Origin of the sequence: Anaerocolumna sp. AGMB13020 (assembly GCF_033100115.1) — a bacterium.
Taxonomy (GTDB): domain Bacteria; phylum Bacillota; class Clostridia; order Lachnospirales; family Lachnospiraceae; genus Anaerocolumna.
This window is the reverse complement of sequence record NZ_CP136910.1, coordinates 5777617-5802695: the sequence shown is the minus strand read 5'-3', so window position 1 is coordinate 5802695 and position 25079 is coordinate 5777617. Positions and strand designations below refer to the sequence as shown.

At 38.5% G+C, this 25079-nt stretch carries 19 protein-coding genes; 3 read left to right on the top strand and 16 right to left on the bottom strand.

The genetic code is table 11. The annotated features are described in order from the left end of the window. Window positions 1-8: 8 nt before the first annotated feature. From rpsA to rimO, 8 genes are all read right to left on the bottom strand, one after another. On the bottom strand, window positions 9-1106 hold the full coding sequence (gene rpsA, locus R2R35_RS24435) for a 30S ribosomal protein S1 (protein WP_317732451.1): 1098 nt from the start codon (window positions 1104-1106) through the stop codon (window positions 9-11). After that, window positions 1094-1939, bottom strand: coding sequence for a 4-hydroxy-3-methylbut-2-enyl diphosphate reductase (gene ispH, locus R2R35_RS24430; RefSeq protein WP_317732450.1), 846 nt, complete (start codon window positions 1937-1939; stop codon window positions 1094-1096). The genes rpsA and ispH overlap by 13 nt, the downstream gene beginning before the upstream one ends. Before the next feature lie 29 nt (window positions 1940-1968). Next, a complete protein-coding gene (gene cmk / locus R2R35_RS24425) occupies window positions 1969-2652 on the bottom strand; it encodes a (d)CMP kinase (RefSeq protein ID WP_317732449.1) in 684 nt (227 codons plus the stop codon). Window positions 2653-2716: 64 nt separating this feature from the next. Continuing rightward, entirely contained in the window at window positions 2717-3961 is a 1245-nt protein-coding gene (locus R2R35_RS24420; RefSeq protein ID WP_317732448.1) for an NAD(P)/FAD-dependent oxidoreductase, read from the bottom strand. Between the two features lie 117 nt (window positions 3962-4078). Beyond that, window positions 4079-4648 (bottom strand): GerMN domain-containing protein, encoded by a 570-nt coding sequence (locus R2R35_RS24415; protein WP_317732447.1) that lies wholly within the window; start codon window positions 4646-4648, stop codon window positions 4079-4081. A 184-nt stretch (window positions 4649-4832) separates the two neighbouring features. Beyond that, complete coding sequence (locus tag R2R35_RS24410) at window positions 4833-6098, bottom strand: competence/damage-inducible protein A (protein ID WP_317732446.1); 1266 nt, start codon at window positions 6096-6098, stop codon at window positions 4833-4835. 117 nt (window positions 6099-6215) lie between these two features. Further along, window positions 6216-6755 carry a CDP-diacylglycerol--glycerol-3-phosphate 3-phosphatidyltransferase gene (gene pgsA, locus R2R35_RS24405; RefSeq protein ID WP_317732445.1) on the bottom strand — a complete coding sequence of 180 codons (540 nt, stop codon included), beginning with the start codon at window positions 6753-6755 and terminating at the stop codon, window positions 6216-6218. Between the two features lie 214 nt (window positions 6756-6969). Further along, window positions 6970-8331 carry a 30S ribosomal protein S12 methylthiotransferase RimO gene (gene rimO / locus R2R35_RS24400; protein WP_317732444.1) on the bottom strand — a complete coding sequence of 454 codons (1362 nt, stop codon included), beginning with the start codon at window positions 8329-8331 and terminating at the stop codon, window positions 6970-6972. A 174-nt stretch (window positions 8332-8505) separates the two neighbouring features. Between rimO and R2R35_RS24395 the strand changes: the two genes are divergently transcribed. Continuing rightward, window positions 8506-10116 (top strand): CvpA family protein, encoded by a 1611-nt coding sequence (locus R2R35_RS24395; RefSeq protein WP_317732443.1) that lies wholly within the window; start codon window positions 8506-8508, stop codon window positions 10114-10116. 123 nt (window positions 10117-10239) lie between these two features. Here R2R35_RS24395 and R2R35_RS24390 read toward each other — a convergent pair whose 3' ends face one another. The 7 genes from R2R35_RS24390 to R2R35_RS24360 form a co-directional block, all read right to left on the bottom strand. Next, the gene (locus R2R35_RS24390) at window positions 10240-10941 is read right to left on the bottom strand and encodes a tetratricopeptide repeat protein (RefSeq protein ID WP_317732442.1); all 702 of its coding nucleotides are present in this window, start codon (window positions 10939-10941) and stop codon (window positions 10240-10242) included. 161 nt (window positions 10942-11102) lie between these two features. Further along, window positions 11103-11744 carry a hypothetical protein gene (locus R2R35_RS24385; protein ID WP_317732441.1) on the bottom strand — a complete coding sequence of 214 codons (642 nt, stop codon included), beginning with the start codon at window positions 11742-11744 and terminating at the stop codon, window positions 11103-11105. Between the two features lie 46 nt (window positions 11745-11790). Beyond that, window positions 11791-12630, bottom strand: a complete 840-nt coding sequence (gene folD / locus R2R35_RS24380; RefSeq protein ID WP_317732440.1) for a bifunctional methylenetetrahydrofolate dehydrogenase/methenyltetrahydrofolate cyclohydrolase FolD — start codon at window positions 12628-12630, stop codon at window positions 11791-11793. A 284-nt stretch (window positions 12631-12914) separates the two neighbouring features. Further along, window positions 12915-15206, bottom strand: coding sequence for a hydratase (locus R2R35_RS24375; RefSeq protein ID WP_317732439.1), 2292 nt, complete (start codon window positions 15204-15206; stop codon window positions 12915-12917). A 1256-nt stretch (window positions 15207-16462) separates the two neighbouring features. Further along, window positions 16463-17356, bottom strand: coding sequence for a sugar phosphate isomerase/epimerase family protein (locus R2R35_RS24370; RefSeq protein WP_317732438.1), 894 nt, complete (start codon window positions 17354-17356; stop codon window positions 16463-16465). Window positions 17357-17371: 15 nt separating this feature from the next. Then, on the bottom strand, window positions 17372-18394 hold the full coding sequence (locus R2R35_RS24365) for a sugar kinase (RefSeq protein WP_317732437.1): 1023 nt from the start codon (window positions 18392-18394) through the stop codon (window positions 17372-17374). A 199-nt stretch (window positions 18395-18593) separates the two neighbouring features. Next, entirely contained in the window at window positions 18594-20075 is a 1482-nt protein-coding gene (locus tag R2R35_RS24360; protein ID WP_317732436.1) for a UxaA family hydrolase, read from the bottom strand. A 383-nt stretch (window positions 20076-20458) separates the two neighbouring features. Here R2R35_RS24360 and uxaC point away from each other — a divergent pair, with 383 nt between their 5' ends. Next, window positions 20459-21859 (top strand): glucuronate isomerase, encoded by a 1401-nt coding sequence (gene uxaC / locus R2R35_RS24355; protein WP_317732435.1) that lies wholly within the window; start codon window positions 20459-20461, stop codon window positions 21857-21859. A gap of 214 nt (window positions 21860-22073) precedes the next feature. Here the strand turns inward: uxaC and R2R35_RS24350 are convergent, their stop codons facing one another. Further along, window positions 22074-23534, bottom strand: coding sequence for a tagaturonate reductase (locus R2R35_RS24350; RefSeq protein ID WP_317732434.1), 1461 nt, complete (start codon window positions 23532-23534; stop codon window positions 22074-22076). Between the two features lie 300 nt (window positions 23535-23834). Here R2R35_RS24350 and R2R35_RS24345 point away from each other — a divergent pair, with 300 nt between their 5' ends. Continuing rightward, window positions 23835-24839 carry a LacI family DNA-binding transcriptional regulator gene (locus R2R35_RS24345; protein ID WP_317732433.1) on the top strand — a complete coding sequence of 335 codons (1005 nt, stop codon included), beginning with the start codon at window positions 23835-23837 and terminating at the stop codon, window positions 24837-24839. Window positions 24840-25079: the final 240 nt, after the last annotated feature.

Sequence of the window (25079 nt, the reverse complement as noted above, 5' to 3'; positions counted from 1 at the left end):
CCCTGCGCTTATTCAGCAGATGTCTCTTCAGCATCTTCGTTGCTTTCTTCAACTGCTGCATCCAATGCTTTGATGCTTAAGCTGATTTTCTTCTCGTCGTTATTAAAGTCAACTACTCTTGCAGTAACTTCTTCACCAATCTTTAATACATCTGAGGGTTTTTCAACGTGCTCTCTGGAAATCTGAGATACATGAAGAAGAGCATCTACACCAGGCTCTAACTCTACGAATGCACCGAAATCAGTCATTCTTGCTACTTTTCCTGTTACAACATTGCCTACGGCATAATTCTCAGAAGCTTTAATCCATGGATTTTCATCTTCGAATTTCAGACTGAGAGCAATTTTCTCTCCAGAGATATCTTTGATAAGAACCTTGATGGTCTCTCCAACTTTGAATACCTTTTTAGGGTTTTCTACTCTGCCCCAGGACATCTCGGAGATATGAAGAAGGCCGTCAGCACCGCCTAAGTCGATAAATGCACCAAAATCTGTTACATTCTTTATTGTTCCTTCTACAGTCATACCCGGTTTGATTCTTTCAAACAGTTCTTTCTGTAAAACTTGTTTCTTAGCTACGATTAACTGCTTACGGTCACCGATGATCCTTCTTTTCTTAGGATTGAACTCAGAGATAACGAACTCGATTTCCTGGCCTGCATATTTCTCAAGATTCTTCTCATATCCATCGGATACAAGGCTGGCAGGGATAAATACTCTTGTTTCATCAACGATTACACTAAGTCCGCCTTCTAATACTGCGGTTACTTTTGCTGTAAGTACTTCTTTGTTATTAAATGCTTCTTCTAAACGTTTGCTTCCTTTTTCGGCTGCCAGTCTCTTGTAAGTTAAAAGAACTTGTCCTTCGCCGTCATTTACTTTTAATACTTTAGCCTGTAAAGTATCTCCTTCTTTTACGACAGTTGTCAGGTCAACACCCGGTGTGTTGGTATATTCACTTCTGGTAATGATTCCGTCAGCTTTGTAACCTATATTTAAGACGATCTCGTCTTCTTTTACACGTATTACAGTGCCCTCTACAACCTCTCCGTTTTGTATTGTTTTTAATGATTCCTCCAATAATTGCTCAAAACTCATTTCTGACATGCAGTATGAACCTCCTTGATAATATTGTTTGGGGTTGATGCCCCTGCTGTAATACCTACGCTACGAAAAGATTTGAGTTTCTCCAAATCCAGGTCTTTCAGTGTCTGTATATAGTAAGTATTTTCACATTCAGCTTTAGATATTTCGTACAGTTTCTGAGTGTTAGAACTGTGCATATCTCCAATTACAATCATAGCGTCAGAAGCCTTGGCAAGCTCTTTTGCCTCGGTTTGGCGCTCTTTTGTGGCATTACATATTGTATTTAAAACAATTATATCATAACCCTTTTCGGTTATAATTTCAACTACATCTTGAAAATTATTGTAGTTAATTGTCGTCTGTGCGACAATGCAAACCTTGGAATTGCCGGATAAATCAAAGCTTTCAGCATCTTCCTTGTTTTCAATAACTGTATAATTATTCAAACACCAGCCTATTATCCCTTGTACTTCCGGGTGCTTTTCGCTGCCGACGATAATGATATGACGACCGGCTTCTGTCTGCTCTTTCACTATTTTATGGATTTTAAGAACAAAAGGACAAGTTGCATCAACCATGTTCAGATTGTTCTGTTTGATAATGTCATAAATTCTTTCGGAAACACCATGGGATCGTATAATTATTGTACCCTCTGTCAATGTTTTTAATTCCTCATCTGACCTAATCAGCTCTACACCTTTTTCAGCCAGGTCCTTTATAACTTCTTCATTATGTATGACAGGTCCATAGGTATAAACCTTATCACCTTTTTCAATTTCATTATAAACGGCATCTACCGCACGTTTTACCCCGAAGCAAAAGCCTGCGGTACGAGCCAGAACTACCTTTTCCAAATGAAACCTCTTTCTATACAACCGGACTATCAGTTTAATTTTTCTCTGAACAGCTTAATAATAGAACCTGCCACCTCTTCAATGGAAAGATGAGAACAATCCAGAAGAACAGCATCCTCCGCCTGTCTCAGGGGTGATACTTCTCTGTTCATATCCTGATAATCTCTGGCTATAATATCTTTTTCTATTTCTTCTATATTACAGTAAATTCCCTTCTCCGTCAATTCCTTAAATCTTCTTTCAGCTCTGACTCCAACTTCAGCTGTCAGGTAAATTTTTAAATCGGCAAAGGGAAGCACCACCGTACCTATATCTCTTCCATCCATAATAATATGGTTGGAATCCGCAATTTTTTTCTGAATATCAACCATCTTCGCACGGACTGCCTTGAATTTGGCTACAGCTGAAGCCATTTTCCCGGCTTCTTCTGTTCGGATACTGTCTGTTACATTTTCACCATTCAGATAAATCTGCTGTCTGCCCTCCTGATATTTCAGGCTCACTTCAGCTTTTTCACAAAAATCTCCTACTGCTTCTTCCTCTCCGATATCAATGCCTTCCTTTAATATCAGTAATCCCATGGCACGATACATTGCACCAGTATCCACATATATAAACCGTAGCTCTTTTGCTACAAGCTTTGCAATAGTACTTTTACCGGCTCCAGCAGGGCCATCTATTGCTATGCTGTAATGCTTTTGTTTGTTTTGCATGTAGTTTTCTTCCTATTTTAAATGAATTTTAGTCTTTTGATTATTATCACTATAAACTAATAAATCATACTGCATTTCCTGCAATATAAGCTGTTGACCAGGCAATCTGAAGATTGAATCCACCGGTTAATGCATCCAGATCCAATACTTCTCCGATATAGTATACTCCCGAAACGAGCTTTGATTCCATGGTAGACGGATTAATTTCTTTTATGGTAATTCCACCTTTGGTTATGACAGCTTCATTATATCCTCTGAGACTGTCAATATGAAGTGGCATTGCTTTTAAGACATCAATAAGTCTTTTTCTTTCTTCTTTCGTAATGAGATTGACTTTCTTTTCCGGATCAATTTTGCTTAATGCTATTATAACTTGAATCAGCTTTCGTGGCAATAGCTGATCAAGTGCATTCTTATATTGTTTATTTTTAAATTCATCAAAATCTCTTAATATTCTTGTATCCAGTTGTTCTTTCGTCAAGGCAGGCTTTAAATCAATGGTAAGAACGAGATCTTTATTACCCATATGCGGAATACAATAACTGCTGGCACTTAAAATTACCGGTCCACTGACGCCAAAGTGCGTAAAGAGCAGCTCGCCGAAATCAGTATAAACTGCTTTCCCCTGACTGGTTATTGTTATCTCAATGTTTTTAAGCGCCAGGCCCTGAAGTTCTTTTACCAGCTCAATTTCTTTGATATTCATTGGTACCAGAGAAGGGTTCAGCTTTGTTACAGCATGTCCCATCACTTTTGCAAATCGGTAGCCATCTCCGTTTGATCCGGTTGAAGGGTAGGACAGACCTCCCGTAGCAACAATTATTTTATCGGAATATAACCTTTCTTTGGTATTCTTTAAAAGGACACCTTTGGCATTTCCGTCTTCAGTCAATACTTCTTCCACTTCACACTGATATCTGATTTCTACCTGAAGCCGTTTCAATTCTTTTAAAAGTGCACCGATTACATCAGAGGATTTATCTGATTCCGGAAACACCCTGCCGCCTCTTTCAATCTTTGTCTTCATACCCAACTGTTCAAAAAAATCAATGACATCATAGTTCGTATAGCCATAAAAAGCACCATATAGGAATTTGGGATTGCTCATAACATTATGAAACAAATCCTCCATGTCACATGCATTTGTTATATTACACCGGCCTTTACCGGTAATGTAGAGTTTCTTGCCTGCTTTATCGTTTTTCTCCAATAGAAGGACATCATGACCATTCCTTGCAGCAAATATGGCAGCCATCATTCCGGCAGCGCCTGCACCTATCACGATTATCCTGTTACTTCCATTATTCATTTTTATCTCCATTCACGCCTTGGCGTGTTAAAATCAGAAAAAGAAATTGCTTATAACCTTTGAAAGGGCTGCTGCAAAAAACTCTGATACTTAAATTGCAACAGCCCCCGATAATTATTATTTTGATTTATTTCCGTCCAGGTAAACACCATTAAGGTCATATGACAGATTTGCGGATTGATAAGGTTCTCCGGCAACCCGGAAAATTACCTTAGGGTATTCCGGCAGGTTATCTACCAGGCTCTGGGCAATAGAATCCAGTATGGTTGTCTCAACGGATAAATCTACATTACTAACAGGTGGTGTATCTCCTGTAAAACTAACGATAACTGTATCCTTCTCAGTTGTTACACTTTCAACTCCTACATCGATTAAACGTTCAGCCAGGGAGTCAATAACCTGGTCTACTATAAGCTCAGGTGTAATTTCCGTATCTTCGTTTATAATAGCTGTTGCAGCCTCCACTTCCTGTGTGCTTTCATTAATCGTATAAATAGGAATTTCTTTTGTTGCAGCTGGTGCAACGCCAATTTTAGTCTCTGGGTCTGTACCTCCTTCGGGCGTTAATATGGTATTAACAGAAGGTTTTATATCCTCCTTTGTATCGTCCCTTTGGGTACATGCTGTTGTTACAACCATCAGAAATAAAATCAGGATTACAATAAGCTTCCCTGCAGTATTTTTCATTCTAATCACTCCTACTGAATTACCAAACATAGGCATAGCATTTATACTCACTCCATTTATAATATATGGGCCAAGTATGTCATTTTTATGTTAAAACCATGTTATTTGTTAAGCAATGATCTTTAAAGCAATAGAATTATCTGTTTTTTTGTACTGTTTTCCTATATTCTCCACTTATTGTAAATTACTTTATATTTCCATTTTCACATTCTTTCAATATACTCGTCCGCAGAAAGTCCAGAGCACAGATTACAGTATACTCCCTGACCTTTTGACGATTCCCTCTGAAATGGAACTCTCTGACTTCTGTTTTACCATTCAGATGGCATCCAATATACACAAGACCAACAGGTTTATGTTCAGTCCCCCCATCAGGGCCGGCAATACCGGTCACTGATAATGCCGCTCTGCTGTCTGCTGCTCTGCTGGCACCTTGCGCCATCTCGGCCGCAGTTTCTTTGCTGACTGCACCAAAAGCTTTCAGGGTATCTTCCGAAACACCAAGGTATTTCATTTTTGCTTTGTTAGAATAAGTAACGAAACCTTCTTCAAATACCGCGGAAGCACCAGAGACATTTACCAGTTTTCCAGAGAGCAGTCCACCGGAACAGGACTCAGCAGTGGCAAGAGTCAGCTCATGTTTTATCAGTAGCTTAATTACTGCTTCTTCCAGGGATACCTTCTCTTCTGTAGTATAGATAGTGTCTCCAAAGCGGTTCTTAAGTTCTTCCACCAGCGGAGCCGTGAATACCTTTCCTTCCTCTTCGGAAGCAGCAAGTGCTGTTACACGAAAATGAACCTCACCGTTTTTGGCATAGGTGGCAATGGTAGGGTTAGTCTGAGCAGCAATTAAATCCTTGACCATAAGTTCCGCTTTGCTCTCACCAATTCCACAGACCTTAACCATTTCAGAATATAAAACATTCTGAGACAGGCTTTTCAGATAAGGAAAAACAGCATCTTCAAACATTGGAATCAGTTCTCCAGGAGGTCCAGGCAGCAATACAATTGATTTTCCATCTTCTGTTTTTGCAATCAGACCAGGAGCTGTGCCGTTATTATTGTATAGAACAAGAGACCCTTCTATTACTTCAGCCTGTTTCCAGTTGTTTTCAGGTATGTCCTTTTTGTCCCTATCTTTAAAATACTCTTCAATTCTTTCCACCGTAAAAGGATCTACCGTAAGTTCTTTCTGTAACACTTTAGCAGTTACTTCCTTTGTCAGGTCATCTTCCGTGGGACCTAAGCCACCTGTTAAGATAACCACATCACTTCTATTTAATGCTTGTGACAATACCTGGGTAAGTCTGTCCTCATTGTCTCCGACAGATACCTGGTAATAGCTAGACAAACCCAGTGCAGCACATCTTTCTGCAAGATAGCTTGCATTGGTATTAACAATGTTTCCAAGAAGTATTTCTGTTCCTACACTGATTAATTCTACTGTCATATTATACCCCCATTGCATATCACAGATTTGTCTGTGATACCACCACCAATGAAAAGCATGAAAGATTCACATCGTGGCAACCTTTCTAATATGCTTTCCTTCTTATCCACTAATTGTCTACTTTTGTTCTGTAAGAACTTTTCTATTCTTATAGAGATAATCCAGCAAAGATACCACTGTCAATAAAAGAGACAGATAGATAAATACCTGTTCCAGCACAAGTAAGATGGGATTATCAAAATGGAATATCAGTAAAACCGCCATAATCATTTGTGCTGTTGTCTTAAACTTTGCTATATTACTTGCAGCAATTACTACACCATTATCAGATGCCACCAGACGGAAACCGCTGATAATAAATTCCCTTGAAATAATTACGACGATAATCCAAGCCGGTACAAGCTTAAGCTCAACAAAACAGATAAGTGCAGCACAGACTAATAATTTGTCTGCAAGAGGATCTGCAAACTTACCAAAGTTGGTAACAAGGTTATGCTTTCTTGCCAGATATCCATCAAGTGCATCGGATAAGGATGCAACAATAAAGATGACACCAGCAGCATATTTACCGCCAGGTATACCGGGTATTAAAAAGAAAATCAAAAATACTGGAATCATACATGCCCTTGCTATTGTAATTTTATTCGGCAGATTCATTTTAACCTCTATTCTTGCGCACACTCTTTGCGCATACCAAGTTTGTGGTACGCAAGCACAAACTTGCGGTTGAAGCATTTATTTTTCAACCTAACTCCTTTCATGTTATTAACTCTTTGATTTTATAACACAAATCGTGGCTGAAAAAATCTTTTTTAAATACAGAATATTCGTATAAATTAGAAACGGTTCTTTTTCGTCCGAAATTCATCGACTAGTGAACCAGTTCACCAATTAAATCATATCCTTTCGCATCAGTAACCACAGCTTCAACGATTTCGCCTGACATAATTTCTGCTCTTGTAGGTATAAAAATATAACCATCCACATTAGGAGCATCCATATAGGTCCTTCCAATATAGACATTCCCGTCTTCCATTCCGTATTCCTCAATGGCTTCCTCCGGGAGTTTGCCTTCAATTAGTACGTTTAATCTGTTGCCGACTTTTTCCTCGGCTTTCTCAAAAGCGATTTTCTGCTGTAAGGCCATAATCTCTTTCTGACGTTTTACTTTTACTGCTTTTTTTATCTGGGAAGGCATTTTAGCAGCAGGCGTATCCTCTTCTTTTGAATAAGTAAATACACCCAATCTGTCAAATCCCATTTCCTCCACAAAGCTTTTCAGCTCTTCATGGTCTTCTTCCGTCTCTCCCGGAAAACCTGTTATCAAGGTAGTTCTAAGGGCAATATCAGGAATTTCTTTTCTGAGTTCCTGTACCTTCTGAACCAGTTCCGCTTTGCTGGTTCTTCTGCCCATTTTCTTTAATACATTATCGCTGGCATGCTGGATAGGCATATCAAGATAATGACAGATTTTCTTTTCAGTCTTGATTACTTCTATCAGTTCTTTGGTAATCTCTTCAGGATAGCAATAAAGGATTCGAATCCATTCAATTCCTTCAATCTTACATAATTGTCTTAAGAGCTCCGGAAGTTTCTTTTCACCGAAAAGGTCTTTTCCGTAAAGTGTAGTCTCCTGGGCAACCAGAATCAATTCTTTCACCCCATTATCCGCCAGGTCTTTCGCTTCTTCAAGCACTTCTTCCATTGGTCTGCTCTGATAGTTGCCTCTGATTTTAGGAATGATACAATAGGTACAGTATTTATTACAGCCCTCGGCAATCTTTAAATAGGAGAAGTACCCCCCAGTAGTATTAATACGTTTATGTTTTTCTGTCTGCACAGTTGCTGTGGCAGTTTCTTCCACTTTAACGGACTTGCTTCCATTTAATACATCTTCAATTACAGTTGCTATTTCCTCATATCTTTTTGTACCGACTACCGCATCCACTTCAGGTATCTCATTTAAGATATCTTCCTTATATCGCTGTGCCAGACATCCTGTAACTATAAGGCCTTTTAATATTCCTGTTTTCTTATACTGCCCCATTTCAAGGATAGTATTAATACTTTCTTCTTTTGCGTCATTGATAAAGCAGCAGGTATTCACAATTATAATATCCGCTTTATCCTCCTCATCGGTTATGGTAAAACCATATTCCTTAATTATTCCAAGCATTATCTCACTGTCCACCAGATTTTTATCGCAACCCAGTGAAACAAAAAATATATTCATTCATACCTCCAAATATTTGTATACTAAATGTTACCTTTGACATTTTAACAGCTTTTTGCTGAAAAGGAAACATTTTTATTATTATTTAATCTTTTGCAAATTTTAATCTGATTATAATTGACTTTTATCCTTTATTTGTTAAGATAGAAGAAATTAAACGAAAGGTTATGGTATATGAAAAAAACAAGAAATATTATTATTGGATTATTATCCTTCTTCGTTCTGGTATTTTGTTATTATTATGCAACACTTCCTGCTGTAAACATCCATTCTCATGGTTTTTGGATATTTGTGATAACAGCTCTGATCCTATTAACTGTCATCATTGGTTTTGCCACCAACAAAAGCCGAAGTGTCCATTCAGTTCAAGATTTGATTGCTGGTATGCCGGTTAAGATATCCGTCGGAATTACATTAATCGTAGTTGTATTTTATATTGCCGGCTCCTTGCTTTCCTCCCCTATTATTAACTCCGGTAAATATCAGAAGCTTTTAACGGTTAATGAAGGAGCTTTTAAGACTGATATCGAAGAAATCTCTTATTCAGAGATTCCTGTACTTGACAAAGATTCTGCAAGTCTTTTAGGCTCCAGAAAAATGGGAAGCATAACAGAATATGTATCCCAGTTTGAGGTAGCAGACAATTATACCCAGATCAATTATCAAGGTGCGCCAACCCGTGTTACTCCTTTGGAATACGGAAACACTATTAAATGGCTTACAAACAAAGGTGATGGTATTCCAGCCTATATGCGAATCGATATGGCAACAGAAAATGTGGAACTTGTTAAGCTTTCCGAGGGAATAAAATATTCCATGTCCGATCATTTCGGCAGATATTTACCCCGTTATCTAAGATTCCATTATCCTACTTACGTTTTTTCTTCTTATAATTTTGAAATTGATGAAGCAGGAGTTCCATACTGGGTATGCCCTGTTAAGGATTATACTATTGGTTTGTTCGGTGGTGAAACCGTTGGCAGAGTTATTCTTGTAAATGCCGTTACAGGTGATCTTACCAACTATAAGGTCTCCGAAGTGCCCCAATGGGTGGATCGTGTTTATTCCGCAGAGTTGTTAATCAGTCAATATAATTATTACGGCACCTTAAAACATGGTTATTTTAACTCTGTTTTCAGTCAGAAGGACTCCTTAAAAACTACGGAAGGCTATAATTATCTGGCACTGGAAGATGATGTCTGGGTATATACTGGTATTACTTCCGTAGGTGGTGATGAATCCAACGTAGGTTTTGTCCTTATGAATCAGCGAACAGCGGAGACAAGATATTATCCTATCCCCGGTGCGGAAGAATACTCCGCTATGGCTTCTGCTGAAGGTCAGGTACAGCATCTTGGTTATACAGCAACCTTCCCTCTTCTATTAAATATTGGAGGAGAACCCACCTACTTTATTGCATTAAAAGATGCTGCGGGACTTGTTAAGAGCTATGCCATGGTTAATATCTCCAGATATCAGATTGTTGCCACTGCAGAAACCATTAAGGAATGTGAGAAATTATATCTGGCAAAATTAAGAGATGATAATATCATTACGGAGGAAACCGGAGCTCAGCTTACTATAAGCGGTTATATCAGTAAAATTTCCGATGTGGTTATAGACGGAAATTCCCACTACTATATACTGCTTCAGGGAAATGATGAGATTTTTGATGTTAATGTTTCTAAATTCCCTCAAATTATTAAATATAATGTTGGCGATTCCATTAGCTTCTCCTACAACGCTGGTTCCAGCTACAATACTGTAGATGAAATAACAGAATAATACTTTAAGTCATAATGCGGATTCTTCGGAGTCCGCATTTTTATTTTGAGAAAAGAGTTATCACTACTTACTAATTCATCATCCGGCTCTAGCAGTCAGCTCTTCAGCTATTAGAGCTTTCGATTAAACCAAGTTGAAATTCTTTAATATTTCACCTGTTTCTTCATCTTTTGTAAGCTGGTACAAAAACAGTAAAAGATAACAGGCGTATTCCGTATTATTCTTTTCCATTTCCTGCATACCTGTCTTATACAAGATACCAAGGGTTTCATTTTTTCCTCCCAAGGGGATACCCTCTTTCATTAGAATATTCTGCAGCTCTTGTATATTATTAAAAGCAAATTTCTTATTCTGTGCTTTTTCCAGGAATCGAATCTCTTTATCGGCAGTTTCAGTTGGGTTGAAAAAATTACTATAGGTATAAGCTGCCACTGAAACTTCCGGTTTGTAGGTTTCAAGATAATACTCACCGAGAATTCGATAATATCTGCTTAAATCACTGGTGGTATAGCAAAAGGGATACAGCTCCTCTGCTGTTTTATACAGCAAATCCCACTTACCGGTTCTGCGGTACATTTTCGCTAACCCGTATCGGGTCTCTATATCCAAAGGATTAACAGCAAGTGATTTTCCAAAAAGTTCAATTGCTTCCTGAACCCTGTCCTTTTTGCTGTATTTATCCGCCATAAGCCGATATAAAGCATGAATTTTCAAATCGATTATTTCAAAGCCTTCACTTTCAATATAATATTGATATAAATAGAGCTCAAGTAAGTGATTTGGGCTAAAGATAATTCTTCCTTGTGATTCTTTTTCATAAAGCACTAAAAATTCTTTCAGTTCTTTGGCCGTAACCTTATCTTCTTTCTCAAGTATTGTAAGATAATGAGATTTTAATTTTTTCGTTAACGTGATATATCATCCTTTCGAAACAGGTGTGTCCAAAAAGCAAACACCGCTTTTGAACACACCTTTTTTATGCCTTATTATTCTGTTACTTTTTTGAGCTTCTTAATATAGTTATTGATATTTATGAGTTTTATTTTCTTATGTTTTCCCGGATGTTCATAATCTCCTATAAAAGAAGTCTTTATGAAATGCCTGATACATTTTACATCTCTTTCTTTTTCAAGAGATCGCAGCCCCAGATCCAGGTTCTTTCTGATTCTCGCCATAGCTTTGCTATGATCTATTTCCGTTACCAGCCTTCCATCCTGAAAGATCAGCTCTACCACTGCCTGATAACAGTGCAGCGGTTCATAATAACGTCCTGAGCAGATCATACCGGTATCATATTCTTTTATAAGTCCGTTTCCAGCAATTAACCCTCCGGTGAATTTAAGTGGTATATGGATTCCCTCGTAACTCGCATGGGTAATACCATAACTTATCTCACTGATCGTGGGTTTAATATCACCAATTTCGGGGAAATTACGGTCACAAAAGACGGATAGATCTCTTAGATACAACTGGTATTCCTTTATCTCAAGATTTCCGCTGTATTGAAAGTTCTTATCCTTTTCCCATACCGGGTAAATACAGAAATCCGCTGGCACATAGGGACTGTCTTCATATTTCAGAACCATATAGCTGGTTCCGTCCTTTATAATATGGTTACTGCCTGTCATAATTGTTCAACCTTTCTTCTTCACTTTTTATGATATCAGTGGAACCTTATTTTTTCGCACTTTCCAAACAGTTTCTCATCAGCATGGCAATGGTCATGGGACCAACGCCACCCGGAACAGGTGTTATAGCACTGACATGGTCTATTACATCTTCAAAGTCAACGTCTCCGCAAAGCTTATTATCTGCACCTCTGTGAATTCCCACATCTATAACAAAGGCGCCTTCTTTCACATAATCTTTTGTTATAAACTTAGGTTTTCCAAGGGCGGCTACCAGAATATCCGCACGTTTTGTAACCGCCTTCAAATCCAAAGTTCTTGAATGGCATATAGTAACGGTTGCATCCTCTCTTAATAAAAGAGCCGCCATGGGTTTACCGACAATGTTGCTTCTGCCTATTACCACACATTCTTTTCCGCTTATAGAAATTCCGGAGCGTTTCAGCAGTTCAATCACACCAGCCGGTGTACAGGATACGAAGCCCTTCTGACCGGTACTTAAATATCCTACATTTTCAGGGTGAAAGCCGTCTACATCTTTCGCCGGTAAGATAGCCTTAATAATAACATCCTCATTTATATGCGCAGGTAACGGAAGCTGAACAAGAATTCCGTTTACTTCCTTCTTCTCATTCAATTCCCGAATTAAAGCAAGGAGTTCTTCCTGGGAGGTATCTTCCTTTAATTCATAAGAAAGTGATTCAAAGCCTACATACTCGCAGGCCTTCTTTTTATTTTTCACATAAACACCGGAGGCTGGATCACTGCCCACCTGAACAACCGCCAGGGTGACTCTTACTCCCTGCTCTTTTAACCTTGCTGTTTCTTCTTTCACTTCATTTTTGATCTGTTCAGCTATCATCTTACCATCAATTATTTTATTCATAAACTCACTCCTGATTATACATTTCATAGTATAGGTATTCAATCTCATATTTTACCACAGCCTGTCTGTAGAAGCAACGTGTTCTTCCTATGTTTCCAGCCGAAGATGAATAATGTTAAATAATATGTTTACTGTGTTCCAAACAGCCTCAATTAGCTGTATCAAAACAAATTATCAGGCCGAAAATTCCAGCGAAGTGATGAGCTTTCAAATACCCAATAAATATAATAACCCCATTTAAGTTGAAAAACACAACTTACAGGGGTTATCATATAATAATTTATTTACTTTTCACTTCTGTAATAATTAATCAGGCAGCCTTTTTCTATAATTTCTCTCTCGTCATCGGTCAGATCCCCGAGTCTTAACGAGAACTCTTTCATGCCTTTTCCTACTACATAAGCTTTTATTTCAGCAGCCTTATCCATTACAGCTTTTTTAATATCTTTTACAAACAGATAATCTCCATTTTCAAAAGGCAGTTCACACTCCTGTAACAGGAACGGAAGCATACCCCAGTTAATCAAATTGGAACGATATCTCTTTGTAGCGTATTCTTTCGCAATGTTTGCAAAGCCGCCAAGAACTTTCTGACAGCTTGCCGCCTGTTCTCTGGCAGATCCGTCTCCCGGTTTCACCGCATAGATCACACTGCCGATTTCCGTCTGTTGAGGGTCTATGTTAAATACTTTTTGGATATCTTCATAAACAGGTTTTAACTCCTCACAAGCTTCAAAGATATTATCGCCTTTGATTCTGGCTTTTTCAGCCAACTGTATCTCCTTGGCACGTCCCACATAAGCCGGATCTTTTCTTGAGAGGGTAAATTCCGCAAGTCCTAACGGATTGGAACGATAGGATGACGTCTCCCCGGAAGGAATAAGTTCATCCGTTGTAGTTACAGGGTCTTTAATTACAGATACGACCTTTAAAACCATATGCTCCGTAAGTCCTGACATAGCAGGCCAATCCACAATTCCGGGACCAAACTTGATCTCCGTTTCAGGAATAGGGTTGTTTGTACCATCATATACACGGTTATCATAAATCTTACTGTCAAAGTAATATTTGGGCTTAAGGAATTCTGTATCAATATTTTCTGCTGAAGTCAAGTAACCTTTATTCGCTGCGGTAGCTGCAATTGATCTGGCATCCATCAATGCTACAGAGGCAATCTGTCCGCTGGTGATCTTTGAGCCTTCTCTGTTAGGAAAGTTTCTGGTTGTATGTCTGATACTGAAACTGTTGTTGGAGGGAACATCTCCTGCACCAAAACAAGGACCGCAGAAAGCAGTTCTGATGGTTGCACCGGTTTCCATCAGGCTGGCCACAGAACCATTCTTCACAAGTTCCATATACACAGGCTGACTGGCAGGATAAACGCTTAAGGAGAACTCATCTGCACCGATATATTTTCCTTTTAAGATATCCGTTGCATCGCAAATATTCTCAAAGCCGCCGCCGGCACATCCGGCAATAACTCCCTGATCCACATAAAGTCTGTTATTTCGTATTTTCTCCTTTAGACTATATGTAATATTGCTGTTGTCAAGGCTGATAGCTGCTTTCTTCTCTACTTCTGATAATACATCATAAAGATTTTCATTCAGTTCATCGATGGTATAAACATTGCTTGGATGAAAAGGCATTGCGATCATAGGTTTAATCTCAGATAAATCCACATAAATCAGACCATCATAGTATACGGTTTTGTCAAGCGTAAGTTCTTTGTAATCTTCCGGTCTGTTATGTATTTCATAGAATTCTTTTACCTGAGAATCGGTTGTCCAGACAGAGGATAGGCAGGTAGTTTCTGTTGTCATTACATCAATTCCGATTCGGAAATCCACAGATAGCTTACCTACACCATCTCCGAAAAATTCCATTATCTTATTGTTAACATAACCTTTTTCAAAAACTGCTCCAATAATTGCAAGGGCAACATCCTGAGGACCAACACCTTTCCTGGGCTCTCCGGTCAGATATACACCTACAACCCCGGGCATAGTAATATCATAAGTTCTGTTTAAAAGCTGCTTTACTAATTCAGGTCCGCCTTCTCCTACTGCCATAGTTCCCAAGGCACCGTAACGTGTATGGCTGTCAGAACCTAAAATCATCTTACCGCCGCCCGCAAGCATTTCTCTTGCAAACTGATGGATCACTGCCTGATGAGGAGGTACATAAATTCCGCCGTATTTCTTGGCACAGGAAAGTCCAAACATATGGTCATCTTCGTTAATGGTACCGCCTACCGCACATAAACTGTTATGACAATTGGTAAGTACATAAGGAACCGGGAACTTTTCCAAACCGCTGGCTCTGGCAGTCTGTATGATTCCTACAAAAGTAATATCATGTGAGGTCAGTTTATCAAATTTTATTTTTAACTTCTCCATATTGCCGGAAGTATTATGTTCCTTTAAGATAGAATATGCCAGAGTATGTTTAGCGGCTTCTTCTTTCGTACAGACTTCTCCGGTCCTGGCTGCCAGTAAATCACTTGTTACTTCTCTTTCATCAAATACTTCTGTGCCATTCAGGACGTAGGCACCTTTCTCGTAAAGCTTTATCATTCTATCGTCTCCTTTATGCTGCAGTTTCAGGCTTCAGATCTTATGAAACTGCTTATTTACAGAAAGATTTTTAGACTCCCTGCTTCTTCTGATGTTGAGTTTATACATTTTGATTTATAAATAATAGAAATTCGAAATTCCAATAAACTGCTACCCCAATATCATAATATTTAATGTACCAATAATCAAGCTTTCTTTTTAACATTTCTTATTTTATCATGTTTTATTGTGTTTTTCCCTCACGGAACAGGTATCTGCTCCAAGAAATCAAGAGCTCTGATTTTTCAGGAAATATAATCCATATTTTTTGACAAAATGTATATATATACAATATTAACTGTTTTTGCTTTATGAAACTCGTTCCATTATTATTTCAGCAGGTTCATCCTCTGCTTCATTCCGATCGATAATAACAAAACCATAGCTTTTATACAAGGCTTCAGCTGCCTTATCCCCTGGCTTTTAATCATCATTGACACTTAATCTTATGATAGATTTATAATTATCTCCATTTATATCTGAAAGATAAATCACAATATTCTCCTTACCTTAATTAATAAACGCCTTACCATGTTAACACATTACAGTATCAAATTGCAAATGATACAACAACAAATCGTACCATATATTTAATTTCTTTGACATGAATAATAATATATCATACCATGTAATCAGACGTTTTGGAGATTTGCAATTTATCTCGAATCATTTGTGTATAGGAAAACCAGGATCACTTGCTTATAGGAAAACCAGAATCACTTGTTTATAGAAAACCAGGAACACTTGTTTATAGGAAAACCAGAATCACTTGTTTATAGAAAACCAGGATCACTTGTTTATAGAAAACCAGAATCACTTGTTTATAGAAAACCAGGAACATTTGTTTATAGGAAAACCAGAATCACTTGTTTATAGAAAACCAGGATCACTTGTTTATAGAAAACCAGAATCTTGTTTATAGACAAACAGAATTACTTGTTTATAGAAAACCAGAATTACTTGACTGTAGGAAAGTTAGTTAGTAGCTTTTTTGTTTTAGAATTGAAAAACAGACGGACTTTTTATATCACCTGTAAACAGTTAAAATATTAACAAAAAAAGTATTATCTTAATTACAGTATATCTATAACTTAAGGAGGGAATTCATCCCTCCTTAAGTTATATCTACCTAATCAATCATCTGACAGACCTGCTAATTTTATTTATGGACAATTTGCAGTAACGCTTGAATAGTACTAATTTATCTTATACAATCCTTAGTTTGCATAATAAATGTTCTTCAAATAGCCAATAGCCTGAAATACATTTTCCGGAGTCGTATCCTCCATCAGGATATGTATATAAGGTTTTTTCTCTTTAAGCAGCTTAAATAACAACTCGTAGTTGAAATCTCCCTGACCGCTTGAAAGTGGTTTAAAGGTATCTCCCACCATCTTAAAATCCTTAACATGAATGGCAGCAATATCCTTTCCAAACAACTCAAAAGCTCCTTTGATAATATCATCCTGTTCTTTATAGTTACCTGCATGCAAAATATTCACCGGGTCAAATATCACCTGCAGATTTGGTGAATTTACCGCCTGAAGTACCTGATACGTTCTGTCAAGGTCGCTCATGATGTGCGTATATACAGGTTCAATACTAAAAATTACACCCATACTCTCCGCATAATCAACAAGCCTCTTGACATTTTCTATCAGCCAGTCAAGTGCCTCTTTTGAGTGATTGGCTTCTTCGAATGCATAAGCAGAATTCACTGCACCGGTTTCGGTTCCTACCATTCCACAGCCTAAATGTCTGGCAAAACGAATATGCGCTTTATAGATATCATGTATCTTCTCTCTTGAAGCTGCATCCGGGTCTGTCAAGTTCAGATAACAGCCCAGAACTGCTATGTCTACCTGATTTTTAGCAAATATATCCCTGATATAAAATGCCATTCCCGGTGTCAGCGCAGCCGCTTCCACATTAAAGCTGTCAATAACTTTACTTAATGCCAACTGGGTACAGGTCAGCCCCTTATTCTTAATATTTGCTACAAGAGTCTCTAAGGGTGCTCTTTCCATATCATGGGCACGAATACCTAATTTCATATCAATAACCATGCCTTTCTCATGGCCTGCGGACTTGGTCCACAGGCATACATTCACGTTTGATTCTCACTCTTATCTTTGCACTCTGCCGGAAGCATCTCCGCCCACTAATGCCTCTACATCACTTCTTGATACCAGGTTAAAGTCTCCGGGAATAGTATGCTTTAAAGCAGAAGCAGCAACAGCGAATTCAAGAGATGCTTTCATATCTTTTCCTTCTACCAGTCCGCAGATAAGTCCGGCTGCAAAGGAATCACCTCCGCCTACACGGTCTACTATACGCACCTCGTACTTTTTGCTGTGATAAAACTCTTTTCCATCATAGATACAGGCAGACCATCCGTTATCAGAAGCAGAATAACTCTCTCTTAAAGAACTGATAACATATTTAAATCCAAATTTATCTATCATCTGTTTAAAGATATCTTCATAACCAGCCAGCTCGAGTTCACCACTTGTTACATTGGTACCGCTTGGCTTAAAGCCCAGAACTTTCTCTGCATCCTCTTCGTTGCCGATGCATACATCAACATACTGCATTAAATTTGACATGACTTTCTGCGCTTTTTCAGAAGACCAGAGTTTCTTTCTGAAATTTAAGTCTACGGATACAGTAATACCCTTAGCTTTTGCAGCTTTTAAGGCAAGTTCTGTAAGTTCAGCAGCTTTATCGCTGACAGCAGGTGTGATGCCTGTAAAGTGGAACCAGTCGGCACCATCGAAAATAGCATCGAAGTCAAAATCTTTCTCTTGTGCTTCTGCTATAGAGGAATGTGCTCTGTCATATACTACATTGGAAGCTCGCATGGAAGCACCGGTCTCAAGGTAGTAGATTCCGAGTCTTTCGCCTCCTTTGGCAACATGGTCACAGTTAACATTATATTTTCTTAGAGCTGCCACCGCACACTCACCGATGGGATTGTTAGGTACCTTCGATACGAAATAAGCCTTATGTCCATAATTAGCAAGAGAAACCGCTACATTTGCTTCTCCTCCGCCATAGTTAACATCAAAACTGTCTGATTGGATAAACTTCTGGAATCCTGGAGTAGATAAACGAAGCATGATTTCACCCATAGTAATAACTTTTGCCATTTTAATTCTCCTTTTTATATTGGTTTATACTTACCTGGTACAAGGTGCATTATGATAATGAATCCATACTTGTCATAAATGACTTTTATTTCATTCTGGTACCAGTGTAATCTAGCCTTTTTTACTGTCACAGTAAGGTCTGTTCTAAAGGGGATATTGGAAAACCCACTCTGGAAAAATATAAAGTATTCCCCCTCAGTTAGAGTGTAACCCCATCCTTCCACACAGCCATATCGTGGAAACCTTCAATTTCAGATTTTACCGTTTTTCCGGAGGCAGTGTCAAGGACAAAGCTGAATAAATTCTGGGCTATATTGTCCATTTTCCCCTCCTCCAACAACACCCCTGCATTAAAATCGATCCAATTGCTCTTTCTCTCATACAGCTTTGAGTTGCTGGATATTTTCACTGTTGGTACAGGGCACGCAAAGGGCGTACCCCTGCCGGTAGTAAACAGTACAATATGTGCTCCAGAAGCTGCAAGTGCAGTTGCGGCAACCAGGTCATTTCCGGGTGCCGTCAACAGGTTCAGGCCTTTACTTTTAACAGGTGAGCCATAAGGAAGTACATCGGAAACAGGTGCATTGCCTGACTTTTGAGTGCACCCTAAGGATTTGTCTTCCAGGGTTGAAATACCCCCTTGCTTATTTCCGGGAGAAGGATTTTCATAAATTGTCTGATTATGTGAGGTATAATAATCCTTAAAACCATTAATCATTGCAACTGTTTTGTCAAAGGTTCCTTCTTCTCTGCAACGGCTCATCAGAAGAGTCTCTGCTCCGAACATCTCAGGTACCTCTGTTAAGATTGTCGTACCGCCTTTTGAAATCAGTATATCCGAAAAGGCTCCTACTAACGGATTTGCAGTAATACCGGAAAAGCCGTCACTGCCTCCGCACTTCAATCCAATAATAAGCTCCTTTACAGGAATTTCTTCTCTTGCAAAAGTAGAAGCATATTCTATCAGTCCACTCAACAGTTTAAGAGCTGCTTCTACTTCGTCCTCTTCCTCCTGACAGATAAGAAATTTCACTCTGTTCCCGTCGTATTTACCAATGTGTTCCTTTAACTGCTCTACACCGCTGTTCTCACAACCAAGCCCAATCACCAGAACGCCTCCTGCATTGGGATGATTTACAAGTCCAGCCAATATTTTCTTCGTATTTTCCTGGTCTTCACCCATCTGAGAACATCCATAGGGATGTTCGAAGGCACAAACCTTTTCCACATTGTCGGTCAGCATCGAATTGCCCTTTCGCTCAAGGAGTGCCGCTATCTTATTAACACAACCAACCGTAGGAATAATCCATATTTCATTTCTGATACCCACCTTGCCATCTTTCCTTCGATACCCTCTGAAATATGCATCTTCTGTGCTTTCTAACTCTTTATAGTCTTTTTCATATATATAGGAGCAGATATCACCAAGTCCGGTCTTGATATTGTGGGTGTGAACCCAGGTTCCTGCTTCTATATCTGCTTTGGCAAGGCCAATTGGATTACCGTATTTTATTACCTTTTCTCCTTCTTTCATAAAATGAAGGGCAATTTTATGACCGGAGGGAACGGACTCTTTCACTACGAGATCAATGGTACCATCCTGTATCCTGTCTCCTTCTTTAAACTCTCTTAATGCAACCACTACATTATCCTGTTCATTAATTTTGATATATTCCTTCATAAAGCTCCTCTTTTCTGGAATCTGTTTCCTGCTCCTGTTCTTATATTCCTTTACATTTCCTGGGGGGTCTGAAAGCTGCTTATAACGGACTGGTGGTATCACTTTGTTTCAATTCATCCAGCCCTTTCAGGTAATCGCTTCAGCCTTCACTTAGATACCCAGCCTCTGCAATAGAATAATCTGCAATATTACAATATGCGCTTTATAAAAATATGTAAGCTCTTACATTTAGTTTAATACAGGATTGAGACAAAGTCAATTATGTATTTTAGGGATTCCTCCCTTGCACCTGACTTTTATCTATGCTATAATAATTCTTAAGTTTTATTTCAAATGTAAGCACTTACAAATCAAAATGAAAACAGCAAAGCAGGAGGAGAAACATGCAAAAATTTATGGATCAGGATTTTCTTTTAACCACAGAAACCGCTAAAACCTTATATCACCAATTCGCAGCCAAGCTGCCTATTATCGATTACCACTGCCATATTAGTCCAAAAGAGATTGCAGAGGACAAACAATTCGGTAACATTACACAGGTATGGTTAGGTGGAGACCATTATAAATGGCGTTTAATGCGTGCAAACGGAATAGACGAAGCGTATATTACCGGAGATGCACCGGATTATGACAAGTTCTTAAGCTGGGCGAAGACATTACAAAGAGCTATTGGAAATCCTTTATATCATTGGAGCCATCTGGAACTCCAAAGATTCTTTGGTTATTATGGCGCTTTAAATGAGTCCACGGCAGAGGAAGTATGGAATTTATGCAACGAAAAACTGGCATCCCCTGAATTTAGCGCCAGGAATCTGATGATGTTATCCAATGTAGAAACGATATGCACGACGGATGACCCCATAGATTCTCTGGAATGGCATAAACAGCTGAAAGACGACTCTTCCTTCTCCATTAAAGTGCTACCTGCTTTTCGTCCGGACAAAGCTTTAAACATTGAAAAGCCTGACTTTACAGATTATCTGCAAAAGCTGGCTGAGGTTAGCAAGATAGCCATTAACAGCTTTGCAACCCTGAAGGAAGCCTTAAAGAACCGAATTGCTTTCTTTACCTCCCTGGGATGCTGCATATCCGACCATGCTCTGGAATATGTTATGTACATACCTGCAGATACTGAGAAAATAGAAGAGATTTTTCAGAAAAAGTTAAGTGGTAATTCCTTAACAGAGCAGGAAATCCTACAGTATAAAACCGCTTTCATGTTATTTGCAGGAAGGGCTTATAAAGAAGCAGGTTGGGTTATGCAGCTGCATTACGGCACCAAGAGAGACAACAACAAAAGAAGCTTCCGTTCTCTGGGTCCTGATACCGGTTATGACTGTATCAACAATGTAAGCTTTTCTTCTCAGTTAGCTGATTATCTTAATGCACTTCATGAGACAGAGGAACTGCCAAAAACCATTGTCTATTCCTTAAACCCCAATGATAATGCTGCTATCGTGACGGTTCTTGGATGCTTCCAGGATGGCAGTGTACGAGGCAAGCTCCAGCATGGTTCTGCCTGGTGGTTTAATGATCATAAAACCGGTATGACTGATCAGATGGTTACTCTGGCAAATAACGGTATGCTCTCTGCTTTTGTTGGAATGCTTACAGATTCCAGAAGTTTTCTCTCCTACCCCAGGCATGAGTACTTCCGCAGGATTCTCAGCGATCTTATCGGCCAGTGGGTGGAAAAAGGAGAATATCCCAATGATCTTCCCCAGTTAGCTGGAATTGTTGAAGATATCTCCTATTATAATGCAAAGAATTACTTTCAATTCTAACATTCATTGCAACTCTTTGGCTTATTTAAAATTACAAATCAAAACAGCTGTTATCATAAGTGTTTCTTTGATGACAGCTGTTTTATCCTTGCTCTGGCTCTATATTCATGATTCTTATGTTCTGTGCGGTCTTATCGGATTAATTATCGGATTAATTAGATTATATTTCATAATTCCTTTGCACGGCTAAGATATCTGCTGATTCCTTCAGAAATTATCCCAAAATTTCCAGGCTCTTTCTCATACCATTCTGTTTAATACTTTCCAGATATTCCGTTACTTTTTCATTAAGGGAAGGAATAAGGGATAAATCCTGACCATGGAAATTTGCGTTGCTTAAGTACAAGCCTACGAATTCCTTTGAAGTCTTAGCTGAATTCTCTGCAAAAAAATCCAGAACTTCCTTATCATCCTGAATAATATATTCCTTTCCGTTTCTTCTTCCTACCAAACTGCCGTCTTTTCTTTCACTGCTGCTATAGAATGAAAGTAACGCAGCTATGGAAAATACCAGATGCTCAGGCAGTGTTTTATTTTTTTCAATATATCCCAGTAAACTGGGCAGACAGCGGGCTCTCCATTTGGATACAGAATTAAGGGAAATTGACAGCAGTGCATGCTTAATATGTGGATTCTCAAATCTCTCGATTACCGAATCTGCAAAGGTTTTCAATTCCTCTTCCGGTAATGTTAGCGTAGGAATAACCTCCTCATAGATTACCTTCTGCATAAAGTTACGTATCGTTTCATCCTTCATGGATTCCAATACATAATCGTTGCCTGCCAGATAAGAAGCCAGGACAAAAGAGGTGTGGGCACCATTTAAGATACGTACCTTTCTTTGCTTATAGGGTTTCTGATTATCTGTAAAAACAACCGGGAGTCCTGCTTTATCAAGGGGTAGTTCTTTACTGATATCTTTTTCACTTTCAATTACCCATAATCCAAAAGGCTCTGCTGTAACAAGAAGATTATCCTGATAACCAAGCTTCTCCCAGATTGCTTCTGCCTCATCCTTTGGATAACCGGTAACAATACGATCAACCAAAGTACTGCAAAATACGCAAGCTTCTAAAAGCCATGTTATAAAATCTTCTTCCAAACTCCAGAGCTTTGCATACTTCAATACATATTCTTTTAATAAGATACCATTGTCATCAATTAATTCAACAGGCAGAATAATTAAACCTTTCTCCCTGTCACCTGCGAAAGCTTTGTATCTCTCAAATAAGAATTTTGTTAATTTGGCCGGATAGGTTCTAGGCGGCAATGCATCTAAAGAATCCTTCTCATCAAAAGCAATTCCAGCCTCAGTGGTATTCGATACTACAAATCTAAGTGTGTCTATTCCGGCAAGACCCATAAATTTCTCATACTCATCATACACACTGACTGCATCTTTTACAGAGGTGATAATTCGGCTTTCATTAACCTCCTTACCGTCCTGCTTTCCCCGCAGGGTAAGTGTATACTGGTATTTCTGCTCATGAAACATGTCAAGACTACCGTATTCAATAGCCTTGAGTATCACTATACTTCCGTCAAACAATTCCTTTTCATTTGCAATGTCAATCATATAATCTGCAAACGCACGCAAAAAGTTACCTTCGCCAAACTGAATGACCTTAACTGGTCTGTCTTTGGCCTTAGAAATACTGTCATCCAATAATACCATCTCTCTACCTCGTTTATCTTTTTCTTTTCTTCCAGCCTGTGCTTAAGTAAACCTCCAAATGGATATAACAACAAGCTGTCAGGTGTGGATATTAGCACCTTGCTTCAAATAGTCTATCGCTTATGTAAGCGCTTACATTATTACTTTATCGTTCACGCACCTGTTTGTCAAGTAATAATTGAAAACCAGGCAACAGAAAAATTGTTACTTGCCATACTTTAAGAATATCTGTATAATCAAACTTATGTAAGTTCTTACAATCAGTTAAGAACAAATGATAGAAAAAGAAAGGGGTATGGCATGAATATATATGATATCTCAAAAAAAGCAGGTGTTTCCATCGCAACTGTATCCCGGGTTTTAAATAACAGTCCCAGCGTCAGTGCAAAAACCAGAAATAAAGTATTATCCATAATAGAAGAAAGCGGTTACATGCCTAATGCTTATGCCCGTGGGCTGGGGCTTAACTCTATGAATACCATCGGTATCCTGTGTGCTGATTCTTCTGATATCTATCTTGCCAATGCAGTATTTTATCTGGAACGGGAATTAAAAAACAATGGCTATAATTCCATATTATGCTGTACCGGTTATGAGCCAAAGGACAAGGAAAATTGCCTGAAACTGCTCTTATCAAAGAAAGTGGATGCACTTATTTTAGTGGGTTCGAATTTTGTAGAAAAAAATTCTTCTGACAATAATTATATATTAGAAGCAGCCAATCAGGTACCTGTAATGTTGATTAACGGTTATCTGAAGGCCCCCAATATATTCTGTATCCTATGCGATGAGCATCAGGCGGTTTATGATATTACAGATAAATTAATTAAAAGTGGTTATACAGACCCCATTTTTTTATACCGGCTACTGTCCTTTAGCGGTATCCAAAAAAAAGAGGGATTTCTTCAGGCAACCCAAGAGAACAAAATAGAATCCCAGAACCGGGTATATGAATGCTCCGGAGATGTGACTGATATTAAGAATTATCTTATTTCACTTTATAAGAGTGGACGCCGCTTTAATGGAATTATCGCTGCTGATGATGAAATTGCTATCGGTGCGGTCAAATTTGCAAAAACCGTGAAATTAGCTATTCCTAAAAATATTTCCATCGTCGGACACAACAACTCCAAACTGGCAAAATGCTGTGAACCGGAACTGACCTCCATTGACAATAAGTTAGAGACTATATGTATCCAAACCGTTCTGACCTTAATGCGTATTTTTAATAATGAGAATGTGGCCGGAAGAACAGTTTTTTCAGCAGATTTAGTACTTCGGGAAACTACGAACCTAAAAGCCTGATAACATAACCTTTCCGTTTGAAATATTACATTATATTCTTTCAATATGATAAATCTGATTTATCGTTAATTATACTTCTTGAAAAATCTGTTGTATTCTGACAACAGATTTTCCAGGGAGTATTTTTTATAGATATCGAGTATTATTGCAAATCTCAAGAAACCCCTCCACAATCTGATTGTTTGTATACCACACTGCGAGTATATGCAGAATATTGTTAATTTTTAATCCCTCTGTAAA